This is a genomic window from uncultured Thiothrix sp., from assembly GCF_937873765.1.
Lineage (GTDB): Bacteria > Pseudomonadota > Gammaproteobacteria > Thiotrichales > Thiotrichaceae > Thiolinea.
This window is the reverse complement of sequence record NZ_CALMZC010000056.1, coordinates 1-17,103: the sequence shown is the minus strand read 5'-3', so window position 1 is coordinate 17,103 and position 17,103 is coordinate 1. Positions and strand designations below refer to the sequence as shown.

At 40.7% G+C, this 17,103-nt stretch carries 19 protein-coding genes and 1 pseudogene; 7 read left to right on the top strand and 13 right to left on the bottom strand.

From position 1 onward, the window contains the following. From Q0307_RS16580 to Q0307_RS16570, 3 genes are read right to left on the bottom strand one after another with little or no spacing between them, the layout of a single operon-like run. Positions 1-579: an HlyD family efflux transporter periplasmic adaptor subunit gene (locus Q0307_RS16580; RefSeq protein WP_298662110.1), complete on the bottom strand. Its 579-nt coding sequence runs from the start codon at positions 577-579 to the stop codon at positions 1-3. A gap of 51 nt (positions 580-630) precedes the next feature. Next, positions 631-1,404, bottom strand: a complete 774-nt coding sequence (locus Q0307_RS16575) for an ABC transporter permease (RefSeq protein WP_298662108.1) — start codon at positions 1,402-1,404, stop codon at positions 631-633. Further along, complete coding sequence (locus tag Q0307_RS16570; protein WP_298662106.1) at positions 1,401-2,324, bottom strand: ABC transporter ATP-binding protein; 924 nt, start codon at positions 2,322-2,324, stop codon at positions 1,401-1,403. The genes Q0307_RS16575 and Q0307_RS16570 overlap by 4 nt, the downstream gene beginning before the upstream one ends. An 85-nt stretch (positions 2,325-2,409) precedes the next feature. Here Q0307_RS16570 and Q0307_RS16565 point away from each other — a divergent pair, with 85 nt between their 5' ends. Beyond that, a complete protein-coding gene (locus Q0307_RS16565; protein ID WP_298662105.1) occupies positions 2,410-2,724 on the top strand; it encodes a hypothetical protein in 315 nt (104 codons plus the stop codon). A 165-nt stretch (positions 2,725-2,889) separates the two neighbouring features. Here the strand turns inward: Q0307_RS16565 and Q0307_RS16560 are convergent, their stop codons facing one another. From Q0307_RS16560 to Q0307_RS16540, 5 genes and pseudogenes are all read right to left on the bottom strand, one after another. Then, positions 2,890-3,150 carry a BrnA antitoxin family protein gene (locus Q0307_RS16560; RefSeq protein WP_298662104.1) on the bottom strand — a complete coding sequence of 87 codons (261 nt, stop codon included), beginning with the start codon at positions 3,148-3,150 and terminating at the stop codon, positions 2,890-2,892. Then, positions 3,131-3,376 (bottom strand): annotated as a pseudogene (locus Q0307_RS16555) (BrnT family toxin); the annotation flags it as partial. The gene Q0307_RS16560 and the pseudogene Q0307_RS16555, both read right to left, overlap by 20 nt. A gap of 434 nt (positions 3,377-3,810) precedes the next feature. Continuing rightward, positions 3,811-4,647, bottom strand: a complete 837-nt coding sequence (locus tag Q0307_RS16550; protein ID WP_298662103.1) for a tetratricopeptide repeat protein — start codon at positions 4,645-4,647, stop codon at positions 3,811-3,813. 53 nt (positions 4,648-4,700) lie between these two features. Beyond that, on the bottom strand, positions 4,701-5,156 hold the full coding sequence (locus Q0307_RS16545; RefSeq protein ID WP_298662102.1) for a hypothetical protein: 456 nt from the start codon (positions 5,154-5,156) through the stop codon (positions 4,701-4,703). A 21-nt stretch (positions 5,157-5,177) separates the two neighbouring features. Beyond that, complete coding sequence (locus Q0307_RS16540) at positions 5,178-6,374, bottom strand: integron integrase (RefSeq protein WP_298662101.1); 1,197 nt, start codon at positions 6,372-6,374, stop codon at positions 5,178-5,180. Between the two features lie 453 nt (positions 6,375-6,827). On the opposite strand from Q0307_RS16540, the gene Q0307_RS16535 reads away from it, so the two are divergent. From Q0307_RS16535 to Q0307_RS16510, 6 genes are all read left to right on the top strand, one after another. Further along, positions 6,828-7,535, top strand: a complete 708-nt coding sequence (locus Q0307_RS16535) for a KilA-N domain-containing protein (RefSeq protein ID WP_298662100.1) — start codon at positions 6,828-6,830, stop codon at positions 7,533-7,535. Positions 7,536-7,666: 131 nt separating this feature from the next. Then, on the top strand, positions 7,667-7,813 hold the full coding sequence (locus Q0307_RS16530; protein WP_298662098.1) for a hypothetical protein: 147 nt from the start codon (positions 7,667-7,669) through the stop codon (positions 7,811-7,813). Positions 7,814-10,377: 2,564 nt separating this feature from the next. Further along, positions 10,378-10,623 carry a helix-turn-helix domain-containing protein gene (locus tag Q0307_RS16525; RefSeq protein ID WP_298662096.1) on the top strand — a complete coding sequence of 82 codons (246 nt, stop codon included), beginning with the start codon at positions 10,378-10,380 and terminating at the stop codon, positions 10,621-10,623. Continuing rightward, positions 10,610-11,812 (top strand): type II toxin-antitoxin system HipA family toxin, encoded by a 1,203-nt coding sequence (locus tag Q0307_RS16520; protein WP_298662094.1) that lies wholly within the window; start codon positions 10,610-10,612, stop codon positions 11,810-11,812. The genes Q0307_RS16525 and Q0307_RS16520 overlap by 14 nt, the downstream gene beginning before the upstream one ends. Positions 11,813-11,900: 88 nt before the next feature. Further along, the gene (gene mtgA / locus Q0307_RS16515) at positions 11,901-12,611 is read left to right on the top strand and encodes a monofunctional biosynthetic peptidoglycan transglycosylase (RefSeq protein ID WP_298662093.1); all 711 of its coding nucleotides are present in this window, start codon (positions 11,901-11,903) and stop codon (positions 12,609-12,611) included. Between the two features lie 149 nt (positions 12,612-12,760). Continuing rightward, positions 12,761-14,236, top strand: coding sequence for an amino acid permease (locus Q0307_RS16510; RefSeq protein ID WP_298662091.1), 1,476 nt, complete (start codon positions 12,761-12,763; stop codon positions 14,234-14,236). Positions 14,237-14,314: 78 nt separating this feature from the next. Here Q0307_RS16510 and Q0307_RS16505 read toward each other — a convergent pair whose 3' ends face one another. The 5 genes from Q0307_RS16505 to Q0307_RS16490 form a co-directional block, all read right to left on the bottom strand. Next, on the bottom strand, positions 14,315-14,728 hold the full coding sequence (locus Q0307_RS16505; protein WP_298662089.1) for a hypothetical protein: 414 nt from the start codon (positions 14,726-14,728) through the stop codon (positions 14,315-14,317). Between the two features lie 36 nt (positions 14,729-14,764). Beyond that, on the bottom strand, positions 14,765-15,694 hold the full coding sequence (locus Q0307_RS16500; RefSeq protein WP_298662088.1) for a DUF2380 domain-containing protein: 930 nt from the start codon (positions 15,692-15,694) through the stop codon (positions 14,765-14,767). Between the two features lie 56 nt (positions 15,695-15,750). Then, positions 15,751-15,828 carry a pyrroloquinoline quinone precursor peptide PqqA gene (gene pqqA, locus Q0307_RS19100; protein ID WP_366936788.1) on the bottom strand — a complete coding sequence of 26 codons (78 nt, stop codon included), beginning with the start codon at positions 15,826-15,828 and terminating at the stop codon, positions 15,751-15,753. 60 nt (positions 15,829-15,888) lie between these two features. Continuing rightward, positions 15,889-16,608 carry a hypothetical protein gene (locus tag Q0307_RS16495; protein WP_298662086.1) on the bottom strand — a complete coding sequence of 240 codons (720 nt, stop codon included), beginning with the start codon at positions 16,606-16,608 and terminating at the stop codon, positions 15,889-15,891. Continuing rightward, the coding region (locus tag Q0307_RS16490; RefSeq protein WP_298662083.1) for a cytochrome c at positions 16,608-17,103 on the bottom strand (496 nt) is incomplete at its 5' end. The genes Q0307_RS16490 and Q0307_RS16495, both read right to left, overlap by 1 nt.

The following is a 17,103-nucleotide window of genomic DNA, read 5'->3' as shown; positions in this document are numbered from 1 at the left end:
CTACTGAGTAGCTGGAGGAGTGAGCCAAATACTCACAGGCTGTCCCGCATGCAAATGGCTGGTGTCTGCGGGGCTAGCTTCAACGAGATAGACTAATTTAGCGCGTTGTTCTTTAGTATAAAGTACAGGCGGTGTGTATTCGGCTGAGTTAGCAATAAAGCGAATCGTGGCTTGTTGTATCGTTGGGCAGCCATCGCATTCATATTGGAGTGGATCACCTACTTTAAGGCTACCAAGAGCGATTTCTGGTAAGAAAAAGCGGATTTTATATTGATCGGGGGCAATCAAGCTTAAAACGGGCGTACCTGCATTCACCCATTCTTCCGCTTGGTAATAACGCTTTTCCACTTGAGCTATTTTGGGGGAGCGAATCGCTTCAGAGTCTAAGGTGAATAAGGGCTGATCTTTAGCCACTGGGTCGCCAGTATTCACATACATTTGCTTGATGCGCCCACTGGTGGTGGCGGATATGTGTAAGGCTTCGGTTTCAACATAGCCATTTAAACTCGGAGTAGCAACTTGGCAAGCGGCGAGCTGAACACTGAAGTTTAGAAGTAAGGAGCAGATACTATCCCACATCGCTGCCTCCTATTGATCGACTAACACTTGTCATGCTGCACCTGAAGAAGCTTAAGTTCTAATCCCAATCCCACGATTGAGTAGATACATACTAAAGCTAGCTAAGAGTGCAATGAAGCCCAAAATAATCAGGTAACTAATCCAAATCGGAATATCAGCAATGCCTAAGACACCATAGCGAAAGCCATTCACCATATATAATACCGGATTGAGCAGTGAAATCTTTTGCCAAATCTCAGGTAGCATGGAAATGGAGTAAAAGACACCCCCTAAGTAGGTTAAGGGTGTGAGCACGAAGGTCGGTACAATCGAAATATCATCGAAGCTTTTGGCGTAAACACCGTTAATTAAACCTGCGAGGGAGAAGAGGGTAGAGGTCAATAGGCCGATGGTAAACATCACGAAGAGATGCTCGATATACAGCTTACTAAAAATCAAAGACACCATCGTTACTGCAGCCCCAACCGCCATACCGCGTGCAATACCTCCACTCACGAAGCCGGCTAAAATAATCCAATTTGGTACGGGCGACACTAGCATTTCGGCGATATTGCCTTGGAATTTACTCCCATAAAAAGAAGAGACGACATTCGCATAAGAGTTGGTAATCACCGCCATCATAATCAGGCCGGGGACGATAAACTCCATATAAGTGAAGCCATGCATTTCACCAATTGCCGGGCCAATCAAATTCCCGAAAATAATAAAATACAATGCGGTGGTGATCACTGGCGGCAGAATAGTTTGAATCCAAATTCGTGAGAAGCGCAAAATTTCGCGAATCAGAATCGTGTAATAGGCTGTCCATTTTTGTTGAGCATTCATGCTTTATTCCCCTCGACTAAATCAAGAAAGAGTTGTTCGAGGCGATTGGTTTTATTGCGCATACTTAAGACTTGTAGACCTTGCTGATTCAGGAAGGCAAAAATTTGATTCAGAGAGAAATCTTCTTTGTGATAAGACACTTCGAGTGTAGTGGGGTCACGCAATTCAAAATGGCAAGCCCCCATCTCTTTAATCTGCTGGATGGGTTCAACTAAATCGAAAACATAAGTTTCAGTATCTAAACGACTTAGCAGACTTTTCATACTGGTATTTTCGATTAATTGACCTTGGGCAATAATGCCAATATTCCGACACAAGCTTTCGGCTTCCTCTAAATAATGGGTGGTGAGAATAATCGTGATCCCTGATGCATTCAGGTCGGTGAGAAATTCCCACATCGAACGGCGAATCTCAATATCAACGCCTGCGGTCGGTTCATCTAAGATGAGTAAGCGCGGTTCATGCACTAAGGCACGGGCAATCATCAGGCGGCGCTTCATCCCGCCGGACAAAGTACGGGCTTGTTCTTTACGTTTTTCCCAAAGCCCCAGTTGCTTTAAGAGCCTTTCAGCTCGTTCAGTGGCAATAGGGCGCTCAATTCCATAATAGCCACCTTGATTAATCAGAATTTCTCCGACTGGCTCGAAGACATTGAAATTAAATTCTTGCGGGACTAAACCAATTTGGGATTTGGCCAGCTCGCGCTGTGTATCAAGGTCATAACCAAAGATACTCACAGTACCAGACGTCTTATTGACTAAGGAGCTGATAATACCAATCGTCGTGGATTTGCCTGCGCCATTCGCGCCCAATAGCGCATAGAAGTCGCCTTGTTGTACGCTCAAGTTAATCCCTTTGAGCGCTGTAAAGCCGTTATCGTAAGTTTTGCGTAAATTGGTTATTGCTAGAGCCGCTGTCATGGATTTTCCCCAGTTGCGAGAGCGCGGATAGTAGCATGATCCCCACACCGCTGAGAAATCTTCCCCAAGGCCAAGGAGTTAAGGCATGTATTCTTATCTAAAAACCTTATTAGTAGTAGTCATGTGCTGGGGTTTACAGGCTTGTGAACCGAAAAAACAAGCGGCTATCTCTGCAAACACGCTAAGTTCAGCGCAACAAGCTCAACTTGAGCAGCAACTGCAGCAAGCCTTGATTTTGCAGCAGTTGCAGTTACAGCAGCAGATACAAATGCAAGCCATGCAGATGGTTCAGAATCATGCCAATCAAGGAGATGAGCAATTGAGGGTTTTTTCGGCGACACAGGCTTGTGCAATTGCTGGGAATTGTCGAGTGGAGACGCGGATTGTGCCGGCGCAGTGAGTGGATTAAGTAAATTTTCAAAGTAGAAAAAAGGGCGCAGAAGTTTTTTTACAGCCTCAACGTCAACATGAAGGGCGCGGCGGGGAGTAAGTCGTTAAGAATCGCGGGCTGTCACCGCATCCGTCGTCGAGCCACTTGTTGGCGCATTAATATTGTATCTGAGCCTTATTGATTAACCGATGCATCCCTGAATGCCCTCAGAACACTATTGATGCGTGTTTGATAGCCTGTCCCCTGAGCTTTAAACCACTCCAGAACATCCTGATCTATGCGCAAAGAAACAGACGCTTTAGCTGGTAAAGGCTTTAAACCTTGACGGACGATACCACGGACAACATGACGAACCTCTGCTTCGGGATGTTCTTCTGTTGGCTCACCTTGAGTACCTGACGCAAGGCGAACCCAATCAGTATTGGATTGAGTCATAATAAATCACCTCTTCTTGTTTGGTGTCTTTGCGGAAGGGTATGATGCGAATTTCATGCTCATCTTCCGTGTGGACAATGGAAACCACCACACCAGTAAGTAAACCAAGAGTAATAAAGCGCTGCTCGCTGTACTCGAACCTGTCATCTTCAAAAGTGAGGGTGAGACCCTCAAACACGCGAGGCGCATCAACAAAATCAAGCCCATGTGATTTTGTATTGATTGCACGTTTTGTCTCTGATCATGTGAATCTCATGCCTTGAAGTGTATATACATTTTGTAGTGTCATCAAGGGCGGAATTTATTCGCATTTTGTACAACTGTCTCATTTTTTCGCTGGTTAAGTAACTGATTTTCCTTCATCGCGTGTCTATGCGGCGAGATTTTCGTTCAGTTGGCATCAATTCTTATGTTTCGGTGATTGGGTTGGCGGTTTTGGCTCACCGCGCATCAGCGCGGTGTACCAGTTCTATTTTTCAGTGTTTAAATCTGGCACAGCATTTCCCGCGTTAGCGTATGACGAACCCATTTTTTATCAACTTATCAATCTGGTGACGCTTATTTGTCATAGCCCCCGCCAACGTCATGGCTGACGGGCGCGGCAGGGAGTAAGTTGTCGAGAATCGCGGGTTGTCACCGCGTCCGTCGTCGAATGAGTTGTTAGATTTCTTTAACGTAAAAATCTTTAGCTTCAGGATGTGTTTTTTCTAGCACGGCCTTTGCCTCAATAGCTTGTCCTTTTGTAGGGTAATTGCCAATCAAAATACAATGCTTGTCTTTTACTTTAAGTACTTGGGAATCATTGAAAATAGTCTTTATTTTTTGTAATTCAAGTTGGGCACTATTTTCGGAAGTGAATGCTGCTGTTTGAATTGCAAACCATGATGTTTTATTTGTTTTCTGAGGCTTTCCATTGAGATGGTCAATCGCGTATTGGGCTTTTTTATTATTCCTGTTTAATACCAGTGCTTCAACATAAGATTCTTTTGCTTCGTTTAGTAAGCCTTGTCTTTCATAATTCCAGCCAAGATAACGCCAAGACTCATCGCTTTTTCTAAGTTTTAGTGATATTAAAAAAGCATTTTTAGCTTGATCATATAGACCAAGTTCGGAAAGGCTCCATCCATAGCCGTGCCATGAGCTTGCATTATTAGCATCAAGTTCTAATGATCTTCTGTAAGCAGGTAGTGCAGCTATATGATCATTGGATTTTGCTTTTGCCCATGCCAATTGTCTAAAATCATCAGAAAGTTTTTTATTTTCGGTAGGTGGCTCGGTATTATTCTCTTTAACGGAAATCGTGTCATTTTTATATTCTATTGATTTTGATATATCTTCTTTGCTGTCAACGAAGTCTAACACCCCTTTAAAAAGAGTAACTGCATCTTCCGCTATATTTACACCTGTTTTTAGCTTATCAATTAGTTGGCTAGCATATATATTTTCTGAGAAAATGAGTGCAGCTAAAAACAGGAAGTTCAGAACAATTTTAATCATCTTTGTCTCCAAAATGATTGTTTAGGGTAGGGAGATTTAAAATCTAACGTATATTATTCTCCAGCAACGAAGTTGTCTGGAGCAATCTCTTTGTTAAGTTTAAACATTGAATCATAGGCCAGCCAAATGACCACTGGAAGCATAAGTAAAACTATAACCACTAAGGTGTAGGCAAACCTACTTGTAAGCCCAAAGGTCAATTTTAACCATTTAACAATGGCCTTAATAATTTTCCTTTTAGTTCCAAAAACTAATGAAAGATATGTCTTCTCAATAAAAAGAAGAACTCCATTATTATAGAGCCATCTAATAGGAGCTGGTGCTCTTTCTAAGCGTTTCTTAAACCAGTTGTTAGTAGCAATAATGGCATCTAAGACTACTATTACAGTTCTTAAAACTGGTACATAAAGATACTTAGAAAAATAAGGAAAAAGAAAATCATCAATAGCTACAACGGTTTGCTTTACAGAAGTAAAAGCAGATACCATAAACTTATACAATTTATTCATTTAAAATAATCCTATTAAAAGTTAAAAATCTAAAGGAGAAAGGCATCCATTTGCACCTTTATTAACGATATGCAAATAGACAGAAGTGGTCTTCAGGTCAGTATGACCCATCAGTTCCTGTAAAGACCTAATGTCATACCCATGCTCTAGTAGTGAAGTAGCAAAGGTATGTCTCAGGCAATGGGGGTAAACACTCTTCCTGATACCTGCTTTGATACCAGCACTATGAAGAGCACGTTGAACAACAGTTTCATGTAAATGGTGTCTATAACAGCCACCGGTTTGCTTATCAACAAATGGACGAGAAGCAGGCCATAGATACCTGTAGCCTAACTCCTTTTGCTTACTGACAAGCTTTGAACCTTTTAAAAAGGGTATCTGAACAGAGACCTCTATTTTCGTATCCTTCAGGTGAAGTAGTGCTACAGCAGCCACCTGATCCTTCAATTCTGAAGCAATATTAGCTGGAAGCATTACAACTCTATCTTTTGCTCCTTTCCCACTATGTATGTGAATCTCATTTCTCTCGAAGTCTAGGTCTCTAATACGGAGTGTCATGCACTCCATAAGGCGCATACCTGTTCCATAGAGAAGTTTAGTAATCAGTAAATGAGTTCCACTCAGTTGAGCAAACAGATTCTTCAGTTCCATTTTATTTAGAACCGTAGGTAGCTTAACCGGCTTAGAAGATAACTTTAAATTCTCCATTTTATCTAATTCAATATTCAAAAACTTGTTATACAGAAACATAATTCCATTAAATGCTACTCTCTGAGTAGAAATAGAAACCTGTTCTTGATTAACTAAATGATTAATGAACCCAGTAATGTGAGACGAATCCAAACCAGAAGGGTGTTTTCCATAAAAGGAATAGTATTTCCTAATCCAGTAGCTGTAAGCCACTATAGTCTTACGAGAATAGCCCTTAGTTCGCATAAAAGTAGTAATCCTACCTACCATAGTGTCTATGGATTCTAATTGAACTGAAGTCATTTTCTTCACAGATTGATTGTATTCAAACACAGCTCGTAAAGCTGACTTTTCAGATATGCGAATATCTACATGCTCAGAAGCAATATGCATAATTCTCCTTTTTAAAGAAGCTAATAACTTATTCCCCTTAGAAATTAATTCTTCTGGTAATTCAAACTTAGAAAAGAAGTAAACTTCATGAGCAACTAATTTCCATAAAGCAATAGAATCAATATTTTTATTCATTTAAATAAATCCTATAGTATAAAGTGGGTGGGGGCTAAACGAAGTGATACCCCCTATGGAGCATAAGGGTTATAAACACACCAGGTGTATAGACAAAAAGTGGAATGAGAGTCATAACTCCCAGTATTAATGGGAATATAAAAGCACTATAAACCGTGAATTTCACGGCTTTACAATTATTAAATTTAAGATAAAAGCCCCAGTAAGTGGAGCTATAAAAAAATAATTAAAAGAATAAAACTATATTCTTAAATTAAGTTAGAAAACAGACTAAAAGGGTATTGACAAATGATTAATTCTATTTAAGTTGAGAATAAGGAAGCAAAATATTATTTTAATTATTTACTTAATACAAGAATAGATAAAAAAAAGGACTAATGCTCAACAATCAGTAGTCCTTACAAAGGTTAGTGAGATTACCTTAGAAAGCAAATCTCAATAGGTATTACAATAATGAGTAATTATATCCAAAATATAAATATAAAGGTAGAAAATTATTTACCAGAAGATTTTAATCTTTCAGCAAATTGGAAAGATAATATGGTTCGGCTAAACGATATTCATGAAATGGGAAACCAAGTAAGAATAGCAAAAGGATTTCCAGAAAAAGGATTAGAACATTTTCTACGTTCTCCTTCAGTGAACGAATTCTTCCTAAGTATTCAAAGAAAAGAAAATTTAGCTAATTCTATTTCTGCGGATTCCGCAGAATTAGAAATCATAGATGGCATAGTAGCTAACCGTGATTCCTTAAACCTTACTGTTATAAAGAACAAACGTGGAAGGTATGGCGGCTCATGGGGACATCCATTAATCGCCTTAAAACTCGCAGCATGGATGGATTCAGACCTTGAAGTAGAAATCTATACACAATTCTTAGAACACAAGATTCTGGAAAAACGGATAGAATCATCAGATGCATGGAATAAATTGAGACATGCATATGCAACAATGGTAGGAGAATCCTACAGATTTTATCATTTCATCAATATTGCTAATGCTATTTCAAATAAGATAGGTGTATCAGATTGGGATACAGCTTCTGCTGACCAGTTAGAAAAAAGAACAAAAATTCAAGATACTCTATCATTTCTAATTGATTCTAAAGTCATTACAAGCAAAGAAGGATTGTTTAAAACGATAACTAAAATAACAGTTTAAGTGCTTCGGAATATAGAGAATTACACTATTAGAAAACTCTAATAATAGGAAACACTTATATACTAATAAACAAAATAGGATAAGGGAAAAATGCTTTATCCTTTTTTTTCTTTCAGAAAGGAAACAACCAAATGAAAATACCAGATTACCTAAAGCCTACTGGCATAACGTTAGGACTCATAGGACTTAGTTCCTTCTTAGCTTATAAAGAAGATAAAAGCCCAGTAAGAGAAGCAATATCATCAAGTATTGAAACTGGTGCAGGTTATGCGGCCTAAACGACAGCAAAGAAATTACCTATTCCTAATAAGATACTAAAAGAAACAGTAGCCATAGGAGCTGGCATCGGTGGATTTGCTTTAGCAGCAGCAACAGGAATCCCAGATTACATTAGAAGTAAAGGGAGCTTATCAGTTAACAGATTCTAGACACCTAATGCACTGTGCACAATGTTATAGGGCTACAACCCTTATCACATAAGGCTTTGAAGCTGATGCACCCACATAGAAGTTGTATCTTACCGTGCAGCTCAAATCTGAGTAGCTATATCACATAAGGCTTTGAAGCTGAGTGCAAACATAGATGCGATAGGGCTACAACCTATATCACATAAGGCTTTGAAGCTGAGTGCAAACATAGAGATAATGCCATAAGCTAAGTGAGAAAGGTCTAAAGACTACCTTTTATACTACCGTTCGTCGGTTTACATCGTTCTGAATCCTAATTCTATTCCTGTCGAATCGACAGAATAAGAAAAACGGCCATAACCTTCTTACTTTAAGTAAAAAATAAAACAAAAACGCCCCTTGAGTTTCCCTATAGGAAAACAAATAAATAAACCATATAAATGCTTATCTAAAAAAATAGATAACAACTTCATTTATTATCTTATATATCCCTAAAGAGATATAAAGACACTACCTATCTATATCTCCAAAGAGATATATTGATACTGTTCGTCAGAAACTTGTTGTTTTACCTCTTGACAAGATTTATAAAAACTTATCCCTCTGAAAGGGGGGAAGGAAATTAAACGAAGGAGAGAAACGACTGAGATTAATGACTGGGTTCACCACAGGAATTATTAAAAATAATTTCTGGGGGGTTTCTGAAGCTCCTTATAATCACACTTGATGCACATCCACTGATTTTCCAGTGTTCTATATTGAAGTATCCAGAATGACAACCAATAAGAAGACACTGACCAGTAAACAATAAGTCTATTTCTCCCAGTATTGCTCTCTCGAATCGTAAGAGAAGAGAGAAACTTATAGCTCTTAGAGACGTATCTTAGTTGCCTTAGCAACAAACTAATAACATCCTTTAGAAATGTATCCCTTTTACTAAAAAGAAAAAGAACTACAACATCTTCTACTCCTATAGAAAAATAATTATATCCAATAGGAAATATAACTAAGTAAAAAGAACTAATAACTTCCCGAAGGGACATGTTGCTCAAAGCAACCTAGGATATGCTTTTAGGTGAAACAATACACGTAGTGTGTTGTTGAACTGCTCTTATCTTTGTGAAACAAGACACGTAGTGTGTTGTTGAATGCTCTTATCTTTAACTCCTTGACGTAATGTAGAGAAGCGGAAGGCGAAGTCAATAATAAAGCGTAGGGAGTGAATGAGCCTGAGTTGAATGTGAAGCGATAGCGAGAACATGAAACGAAGATTAGCGAATGAACGAGTAGTTTTATTATTTACTTTGACTGAGCACTCTCGGAATGAAGACAAGGGTGCTCTATGAGTAAGACCCGAAGGGGATTACGAATGCTCTTACATGAAAAGAAGTATTGCCACAAATGGGAACTACGAAGAAAGGTAAATCACCTTAGAAGTGAAACAAACTGATATGCAAAAGGTGTATAACGAAGTGGTATTTGAAAGTATCTAAATTAAATGGGACATAGCCCTAAGGCTAAGATTTGAAGCTATATCAGTATGAAAGTAGACTTAACAGGATAGGTGTTCGTAATGTCCCAAATTTTGGGATTTGTTCTCCAGTGAAGCATCTCATGAGCTATCTCAACAGACTTAATCACGACATCTTTAACACTGCTGAAGAAGCAATAACCACTGCTTCTAGCACTACAACCCTTTTGCGGTAAGCAAAGAAAAGGCAACATTACTTAACGAAAATAGCTGAGCAGAACTGGCATAGCCAGTTTCTGACTCAGCGACTTGTTGGTTGCTTGCGAGATAGTTATAAGAACTCCGTTTATTGAATTCTACACCGACAAATCGGAATTAAAGGAGTCTGCTGCAAAAGCATCATGAATTCAGTTAAGACTAGAAATTTCTGTCAATAACTACGTTTTGAAGAATTTCTAGTCTTAACTGAATAGCATGTTTTTTTGCTTTTTTCAGCTTCTTCTTATAATCTGAGATTTGTCTTTCAAATCAATAAATTGGTCTTGCTATCGCAACCAACAGTTTATTAGACAGAAACTATGTCTAACCAGTTATACATAAAAGCTCTGTATAGTAAAACTATACGGAATTAGTGTTGTAGGGTAAGGTGCTGTATTCATATGGCTTTTTCGGCGATGCTTAGGATTTATTCAAGATTATACAGATGACCAACGGCTATTTGAAGCATCATTGAGTTTAAAAAAATAGCCATTAATCGATTCGATGAGGTAATAATTTAGGCACACTAGGTATAGTGTAGCGAGGGGTGAAGCTCTAGCCTCTTGAGGTAACTGCTGTTGTAAATTTTGTTTTGCTTGAACATCTAGGTTGAATGATAGGCTTTGGCTTATTTACAAAAAAACGACAATGATGTATATATTCATCAATTTCACTAAAAATCTAAATTTTGATAGCTATATTCATCATGTTAGCAGCACTAAGCCAAGCTATTCGCCAAGCTCGCCGTACTCAAGGTTTAACTCAGCAGCAGTTAGCCGACTTATGTGGTTTAGACCGTACTACCATTGGAGCTTTAGAGCGTAATGACTACTCCGATTTAGGCATTCGTAAGGTAGAAATGGTGCTTAATGTATTAGGTAAAGAGTTATGTTATCGGGATAAAAGCTTGCCAACCTTGGATGAGTTGCGAGGTCTGTATGGCGGATATTGATGTCTATTTAGAGCATACTGACGCGCCCGCATTTATTGGACAGTTACAAAAAGAAGCTAACCAGCATACCTTTAGTTATCAGGCTCGCACAAGCGATGCACTATCACTTACCATGCCTTTGCGGGTAGCCAGTTATCAATACCCTGAGTTACATCCCATTTTTCAAATGAATCTACCCGAAGGTGCTTTGCGTTGGGTTTTGGAGCAAATGACGGCGAAGCACTATGGTAGTGATGATTTAAGTTTATTGGCTTTATTAGGCCGTCACCAAATTGGACGTTTAGCTTATAGTGTGGCGGGTCAGCCCTTGGCCTTTCCAAGAGACCAGCCGCTCACCTTAAATCAATTAGTGAGCAGCACGGACGAAGATCTATTTGCGCAATTACTTGTGCGTTATGCGACGCATTCAGGGGTCGCTGGGGTACAACCTAAAGTACTCATGCCCTTGCAACAGCATCTCACTCTGCCTTTGAGACATTATATTGTGAAAACCTGGGCAGAGGATTATCCGCATTTGGCTTGCAATGAATATGTGTGCTTAAGCATTGCACGTGCAGCAGGTTTGGAGGTCTCTAATTTCTATTTGAGTGATAATGCCCAATTACTGATTAATGAGCGTTTTGATTTAACCTGTGAAGGTGTTGCATTAGGTTTTGAGGATTTTTGTGTTTTGCAGGGAAAGCCTACCAGAGCTAAGTATGATAGTTCTTTAGAGGCTTGTACTCACACTATTCGTCAGTTTGTTTCCCCTAATCAACAAACTCAAGCCTTAGTTGATTTTTATAAACTCACTTATTTGAATGTGCGAGTACGCAATGGGGATGCACATTTAAAAAATTATGGCGTCTTGTATTCTTCACTAGCCGATTATCAGACTGGAACTTTGCCTGAAGTCGAGCGTAAGTTAGCACCAGTATTTGATATTGTTAGTACAGTGCCTTATTTACCAAAAGACTCTATGGCTCTGTTATTATCAGGTTCTAAGCGCTGGCCTAAGCGTAAAATATTGCACCAGTTTGCTCGCCAGCATTGTGGCTTGAGTCTAAAAATGATTGAGCAAATCGACTCAGAGGTAGAGTCAGCGATTGAAACTCAATTCGGCTTATTATCAAACCTTGCGACTCAGCATCAAGATTTTGCTCCCTGCGCTGAGCAAATGGCTTTATTATTGAATACGTCTTTGCGGTAGTGTGGTGACACAGCTTTGGTAAAAGCACCGATTGTCCCCACGCAGTGAATTGGTTAGAGTGTCTATTTTTCTAGGATAAACTTCGGCTTTGTTGGCATTACCTCGCTTTAAATTAACTTATCTGCATTGGTTATGGCGGATTCCACTTTTATTGTTTCTGCTCGTTGTCCTGCTGTTGCTCATTTTTCGTGTAGCCCCAGTACCCACTTCATCTTTTATGTTGCAACAATCGGTAGTATCTTGGTTCGATGACTCAGTGCCAAGCGTGCATCATCATTGGGTGAGTATGGAGGAGATTCCGCCACAAGTAGCACTCGCTGCGGTGGCTGCAGAGGATCAGCTATTTCCTGAGCATTGGGGGATTGATCGTGGGGCAACCGAGCGCGCAATTCAAGCCGCTTTAGAGGGTGAGTCGAATGGTGGTGGTAGTACCATCACTCAGCAGGTGGCGAAGAATTTATTTCTCTGGGGTGGACGTAGTTATGTGCGCAAAGGCATGGAGTGGGGTTTAGCGGTTCTCATTGAAACCCTATGGAGTAAGGATCGCATTCTTGAGGTTTATCTAAATATTGCCCAATTCAGTGCAGCGGATTATGGGGTAGGAGCTGCTAGTGATTTCTTGTTCAAAAAGCCTGTTGCAAAACTATCCGAAGCCGATGCAGCTTTATTAGCGGCAGTGTTGCCTTTGCCCGAAGTATATAGTGTAGTGAAGCCCTCACGCTATATTCAAAAGCGCCAACGCTTCATTTTGCGGCAAATGCGGCAATTAGGTGGTGTAGCCTATTTAGAGCGTCTTTAAGCTTTTTATTGCGAACGAGTCAGTGCTGCAAGTCAAGCAGGTTTTTACGAGTTTCATTAGGCTTATTTATGGATTTGCTCAGTTTATTTACAGCTTTATCAATACGATAGGTTTAGAATAAAACTGCCACAGTGGCTTAGGAGATCAGTATGAGTGAGGAAAGATTGGATGATGATGCCAAGCTGTTAGCGAGTATCGGCTATAAGCAAGAGCTATCTCGGCGCATGAGCGCATTTTCAAATTTTGCGATTTCATTTTCAATTATTTGTATTTTAGCAGGCGGTATTAGTGCCTTTCCTTCAGCTTTAGGGGCTGGAGGAGGCGCAAGTATTGGTATTGGTTGGTTAGTGGGGGCTTGCTTCGCAGGTTTAGTCGCGGCAGGCATGGCGCAAATTGCTTCTGCTTATCCCACTGCAGGTGGTTTATATCATTGGGGTTCGATCTTAGGTGGGAAAGGCTTTGGTTGGACAGCGGCTTGGTTTAATTTACTCGGCTTGGTATTTGTTACTGCTTCAGTCAATTTCGGGGTCTATGACCCGTTTTTTAAATCCCTGTTTTTACCCACGCTGGGTGTAGATACCAGCGGCTTTGGTTTCTGGCATCAGACGTTATTTATTGCGGCGATTACCCTCTCGCAAGCCTTGTTGAATCATTTTGGAATACGTTTGACAACTCGCTTAACGGATATTTCAGGCTATTTAATTTTCGTAGTAGCCATCTTACTAATTGCGAGTTTGTTGATCTATTCGCCGGTTCCATTAGAGTTCGGGCGCTTATTCACTTTAACTAATTTCACGGGTGCTGAAGGCAGTGTTTGGCCACAACATCAATCGGTGATAGTGGTGTTTTTGCTAGGTTTATTACTCACTATCTACACCATCACGGGCTTTGATGCTTCTGCGCATACCGCAGAAGAAACGAAGCAGGCTGCTGTCAATGTGCCAAAAGGGATTATCAATGCTGTGTTTTGGTCAGCCTTATTCGGTTACATCATGGTCTGCACTTTCGTATTAGTGATGCCAAACCTAGCTGATGGTGTGAAGCAGGGTGTGGGCTTTCTGGATGCTCTGTTAGGTTCAGTGCCGTATTGGTTAAAATTAATCTTGGCAACCGGTATTTTAGTATGCAATTACTTATGTGGTCTGGCCTGCGTGACTTCAGCTTCACGGATGACTTATGCCTTCGCGCGTGATGGTGGTTTGCCTTTTTCTAATAGCTTAAAGCAAGTACATGATACGTATAAAACTCCAGTCAACGCGATCTGGACGGCGGCCGTTGCAGCGATTATTGCCACGCTATATGGCGATGCTTTCTTAGTTTTAGCCACAGGTTGTGCGGTGCTGTTATATATCTCGTATATCATGCCAACCGCAGCAGGTATTTGGGCAGAAGGTCGCACTTGGACACATAAAGGACCGTTTAATTTAGGGGCTTTATCTAAAGTTGTAGCGGTGCTAGCGACTATCGGTGGTTTAGTGCTGGTTTGGGTGGGTGTACAACCGCCTAATGATAAAGTGTTGTATCTAATTGTTGCTTTAGGTTTAGTTTTATTGGTTTTGTGGTGGGGCTTAGGTGTGCGCAAGAGCTTCCAAGGGCCTCCAAGTTTAACTAAAGCGATGCGTTAATTAGTGTTAAAGGATTTGGGGCAGATTACTATTACTCTGCCCCAAGTTTTGAACTTGAACTAGAGTACTTAAAAACGTTTAGCTGACAGCTTTCTTTTTCTTCTTTAAACCGCAGTTTGATTCAGTATCCGCAATAAAAGTCTCAAAGGCTTTAATCGCATCACGTCCACCACCGGCATCTCGAAAGGCCGCTGCTCGCTCGCCGGAGGTTTTGCTCATAACTGCCAAAGTACTAGTAGCCACGAAATTAGCATAAGGAATTTTCTCAGCGATTTTGTCGATGGCACAGACACAGCTATACATATGATCATAATTTTCGCCGCCATATTTATTCATACAGCCAAACACATATTCAACACGTGCTTGGGTCGGATAATCATTTGCTGGTGGCGTGGTGTCTGCAAGGGAGTTGCCAACTGTGCAATAAGTTAAAGCTAAAGCACCCAATAGACGGCTAGTAATTGTTTGGATTTTATGAGCACTGAATGACATTGGCTTACTCCTTGTTAGGCTAAGGCAGGAAAAGAATTAGGCTGCTCCAGTATTGACAATTTCTTGCAGGATTTGGTTAATTTCATCTACAAAAGCTTGTTCGGCAGCATTATTCGGTAGTAATAGAGTTTCAATCACAACTTGATTATTTATTTGGCGCACACTAATGCGGCAGGGCATGTGTAAAGGTGAGGCAATATTTTTTTCCAATAGCGCTTGCGCATAAGTGAGGTTACAAAAATGTAGGACAGTTAGTTTTGGAAAGCTTTTTTCTTCGCGCGCAGCAATCGCTTGTCCAATAGTGGCTTGTTCGGTTAAGCGAAAATTGTGTTGGCTAATGGCAAATAGTAAATCATCAATAACGGTATCAAAGTCTTTTAACGTATTTTTTTGATAAATCGGTGCACTAAAGTTTAAAGATGCTTTCTGATTGGTAGCGGTAGCCTCAGGCAAGATTTTAGGGATTTCAGCCGCAATTTGCAGTAAAGCGCGGCGAGTGGCTCCCATTGTCTCGCCTTTAGCTTCACGGCTGAATTCGACCAATGGTTTACCGGTTTTAACCTCAATCACTTGCACTATTAAATAGGCAAATAAGAAGCTGGGTTTTTGCACGCGCCCCACTAACACATAATCAGCTTGTAAGGCTTTACCAAGCTCGGCAGCTTTAGCGGGGTGATTAACTAAATAACCGAACCCTTGATTAGCTTGGGTTTGTAGCTGCTTGTCTGTGGCTACCAAGTGATAACCTGCAGCTTGTAAGGCTTCAGCTAAGATGTTTTGTGCTGCCTGAGTACGCTCCAATTCTTCAGGAGGGGTAGGCAATTGTGTGAAATCATGCAGTTCAAATTCTAGAACCGCGATTTTAGGCGGTGCAGACGCACTAGCAGGAAAGCTAAGCGTCTGCAAAGAGCAAAAGGCGAGCAGCAAGCTAAGCAGCCAAAGTTTTAAACTTAAGCTAATGCGCATGCTGATCTTTCTCAATTTAACTTACCCCTGTTTAAGGAGGACAGTGGAAGCTTCTCTTAACGATTTAAAATATATAGATTGATTTCAAAGCCATAACGCATATCTTTGTAGCTGGGTTTAGTCCACTTTTTCATTACAAGTTCTCCTAGTTAACTTACAAGTATGACCTAAATAGGTCGGTTTATTGCTGTTCCTTAGGGAGCACGCAGCAATAATTCTTTATGCGCGACGGGTTGATCAGCGCTCGCGCCAGGTACATCAGTCACGATTTTATAAATGCCTCCCGGTATTTCGGCAGACACAATAAATTCATAATGTTTATTCACGAAAGCTTGGTTATTAAATTTGCCTTTATCTGGATCATTTAGATAAGGTTGAATACTGACTTTTTTACCTTTTAGGGTTTTGCCAGCATAGTTAAAACTCATTTCACTTACATCGGATTTCTCGAGTGCAAACTTGATATATTTTTGAAAATGTCGCCATTGCCCCCCATTAATGCGCTCCATATCGTGAATGTCCGTTTGCAGAAATAGCATTAAAACCGGATTACCTTCGGGATCAGTAAAAGGTGGTACCCAACGATTACGCTCACCAGTCATAAACTCAATTGTGGTTTCCTTATGACTTGCATCTTTTGCAGTTAATTTCATAGTGACGGTGTCTTTAATGGCTTCAACCATACTGCCCGATTGTTGCAGGTCATAAACTAGGGTTTGCTCTGGTTGCACGGCTTGCATGTGATTAGTAGCAAATAATAGGGTGTTAGCAGGTGAGAAAGCACCAGAGTCTGTGCTGGCACTAGTATTGTCCGCTTGGAGAGGCCAAGACAATACTAGCGCAGCACAGGTAAACAGTTGTAACCCGATCCATTTCAGCTTAGACGACTTGTTCTGTTGGCAAACGAGCTTCATTAGAAACGCTCCAGATTGCCCGCTGGAATAACATTATCGGAACGTGCTTTCAGATACGCATAGAGGTTCTCGATATTATTCATAATGTTCGGATTGTCTTTCCAAGTGGGCATTACGCCAATTTGGCCTTTATAGCCATTAGTCACACGATCTATAAAAGTAGCATGATCCAGTTGTTGTAATTTGAGCAACAAGCTAGGGGCAATGGTACTGCCGCCGCCATCAATCCCATGACAGACTTGGCATTGACCAAAAGTACGAAAACCTTTGAGTAGGAAACTATCGATTTTACAGGTACTGCCTTCACATTTGACATGACCTTCGTACGGCTTTCCACCTGCAGGGGTAACTGCTACTTGGGTAGGAGTGGCAGCAGGTGTTTGCTGAATAGAAGCTGCAGTTGGGGCTGTTATAACCGCTGGAGCCATTGTAGTCTGCGCTGCAGGTGCAGGTGCAGGTGCAGGTGCAGGTGCAGGTGCAGGTGCAGGTGCAGGT

Bases quoted from the DNA above. Each gene is read 5' to 3' on its own strand.
- Q0307_RS16580 (WP_298662110.1), bottom strand. From the start codon at position 579: ATGTGGGATAGTATCTGCTCCTTACTTCTAAACTTCAGTGTTCAGCTC.
- Q0307_RS16575 (WP_298662108.1), bottom strand. From the start codon at position 1,404: ATGAATGCTCAACAAAAATGGACAGCCTATTACACGATTCTGATTCGC.
- Q0307_RS16570 (WP_298662106.1), bottom strand. From the start codon at position 2,324: ATGACAGCGGCTCTAGCAATAACCAATTTACGCAAAACTTACGATAAC.
- Q0307_RS16565 (WP_298662105.1), top strand. From the start codon at position 2,410: ATGTATTCTTATCTAAAAACCTTATTAGTAGTAGTCATGTGCTGGGGT.
- Q0307_RS16560 (WP_298662104.1), bottom strand. From the start codon at position 3,150: ATGACTCAATCCAATACTGATTGGGTTCGCCTTGCGTCAGGTACTCAA.
- Q0307_RS16550 (WP_298662103.1), bottom strand. From the start codon at position 4,647: ATGATTAAAATTGTTCTGAACTTCCTGTTTTTAGCTGCACTCATTTTC.
- Q0307_RS16545 (WP_298662102.1), bottom strand. From the start codon at position 5,156: ATGAATAAATTGTATAAGTTTATGGTATCTGCTTTTACTTCTGTAAAG.
- Q0307_RS16540 (WP_298662101.1), bottom strand. From the start codon at position 6,374: ATGAATAAAAATATTGATTCTATTGCTTTATGGAAATTAGTTGCTCAT.
- Q0307_RS16535 (WP_298662100.1), top strand. From the start codon at position 6,828: ATGAGTAATTATATCCAAAATATAAATATAAAGGTAGAAAATTATTTA.
- Q0307_RS16530 (WP_298662098.1), top strand. From the start codon at position 7,667: ATGAAAATACCAGATTACCTAAAGCCTACTGGCATAACGTTAGGACTC.
- Q0307_RS16525 (WP_298662096.1), top strand. From the start codon at position 10,378: ATGTTAGCAGCACTAAGCCAAGCTATTCGCCAAGCTCGCCGTACTCAA.
- Q0307_RS16520 (WP_298662094.1), top strand. From the start codon at position 10,610: ATGGCGGATATTGATGTCTATTTAGAGCATACTGACGCGCCCGCATTT.
- Q0307_RS16510 (WP_298662091.1), top strand. From the start codon at position 12,761: ATGAGTGAGGAAAGATTGGATGATGATGCCAAGCTGTTAGCGAGTATC.
- Q0307_RS16505 (WP_298662089.1), bottom strand. From the start codon at position 14,728: ATGTCATTCAGTGCTCATAAAATCCAAACAATTACTAGCCGTCTATTG.
- Q0307_RS16500 (WP_298662088.1), bottom strand. From the start codon at position 15,694: ATGCGCATTAGCTTAAGTTTAAAACTTTGGCTGCTTAGCTTGCTGCTC.
- pqqA (WP_366936788.1), bottom strand. From the start codon at position 15,828: ATGAAAAAGTGGACTAAACCCAGCTACAAAGATATGCGTTATGGCTTT.
- Q0307_RS16495 (WP_298662086.1), bottom strand. From the start codon at position 16,608: ATGAAGCTCGTTTGCCAACAGAACAAGTCGTCTAAGCTGAAATGGATC.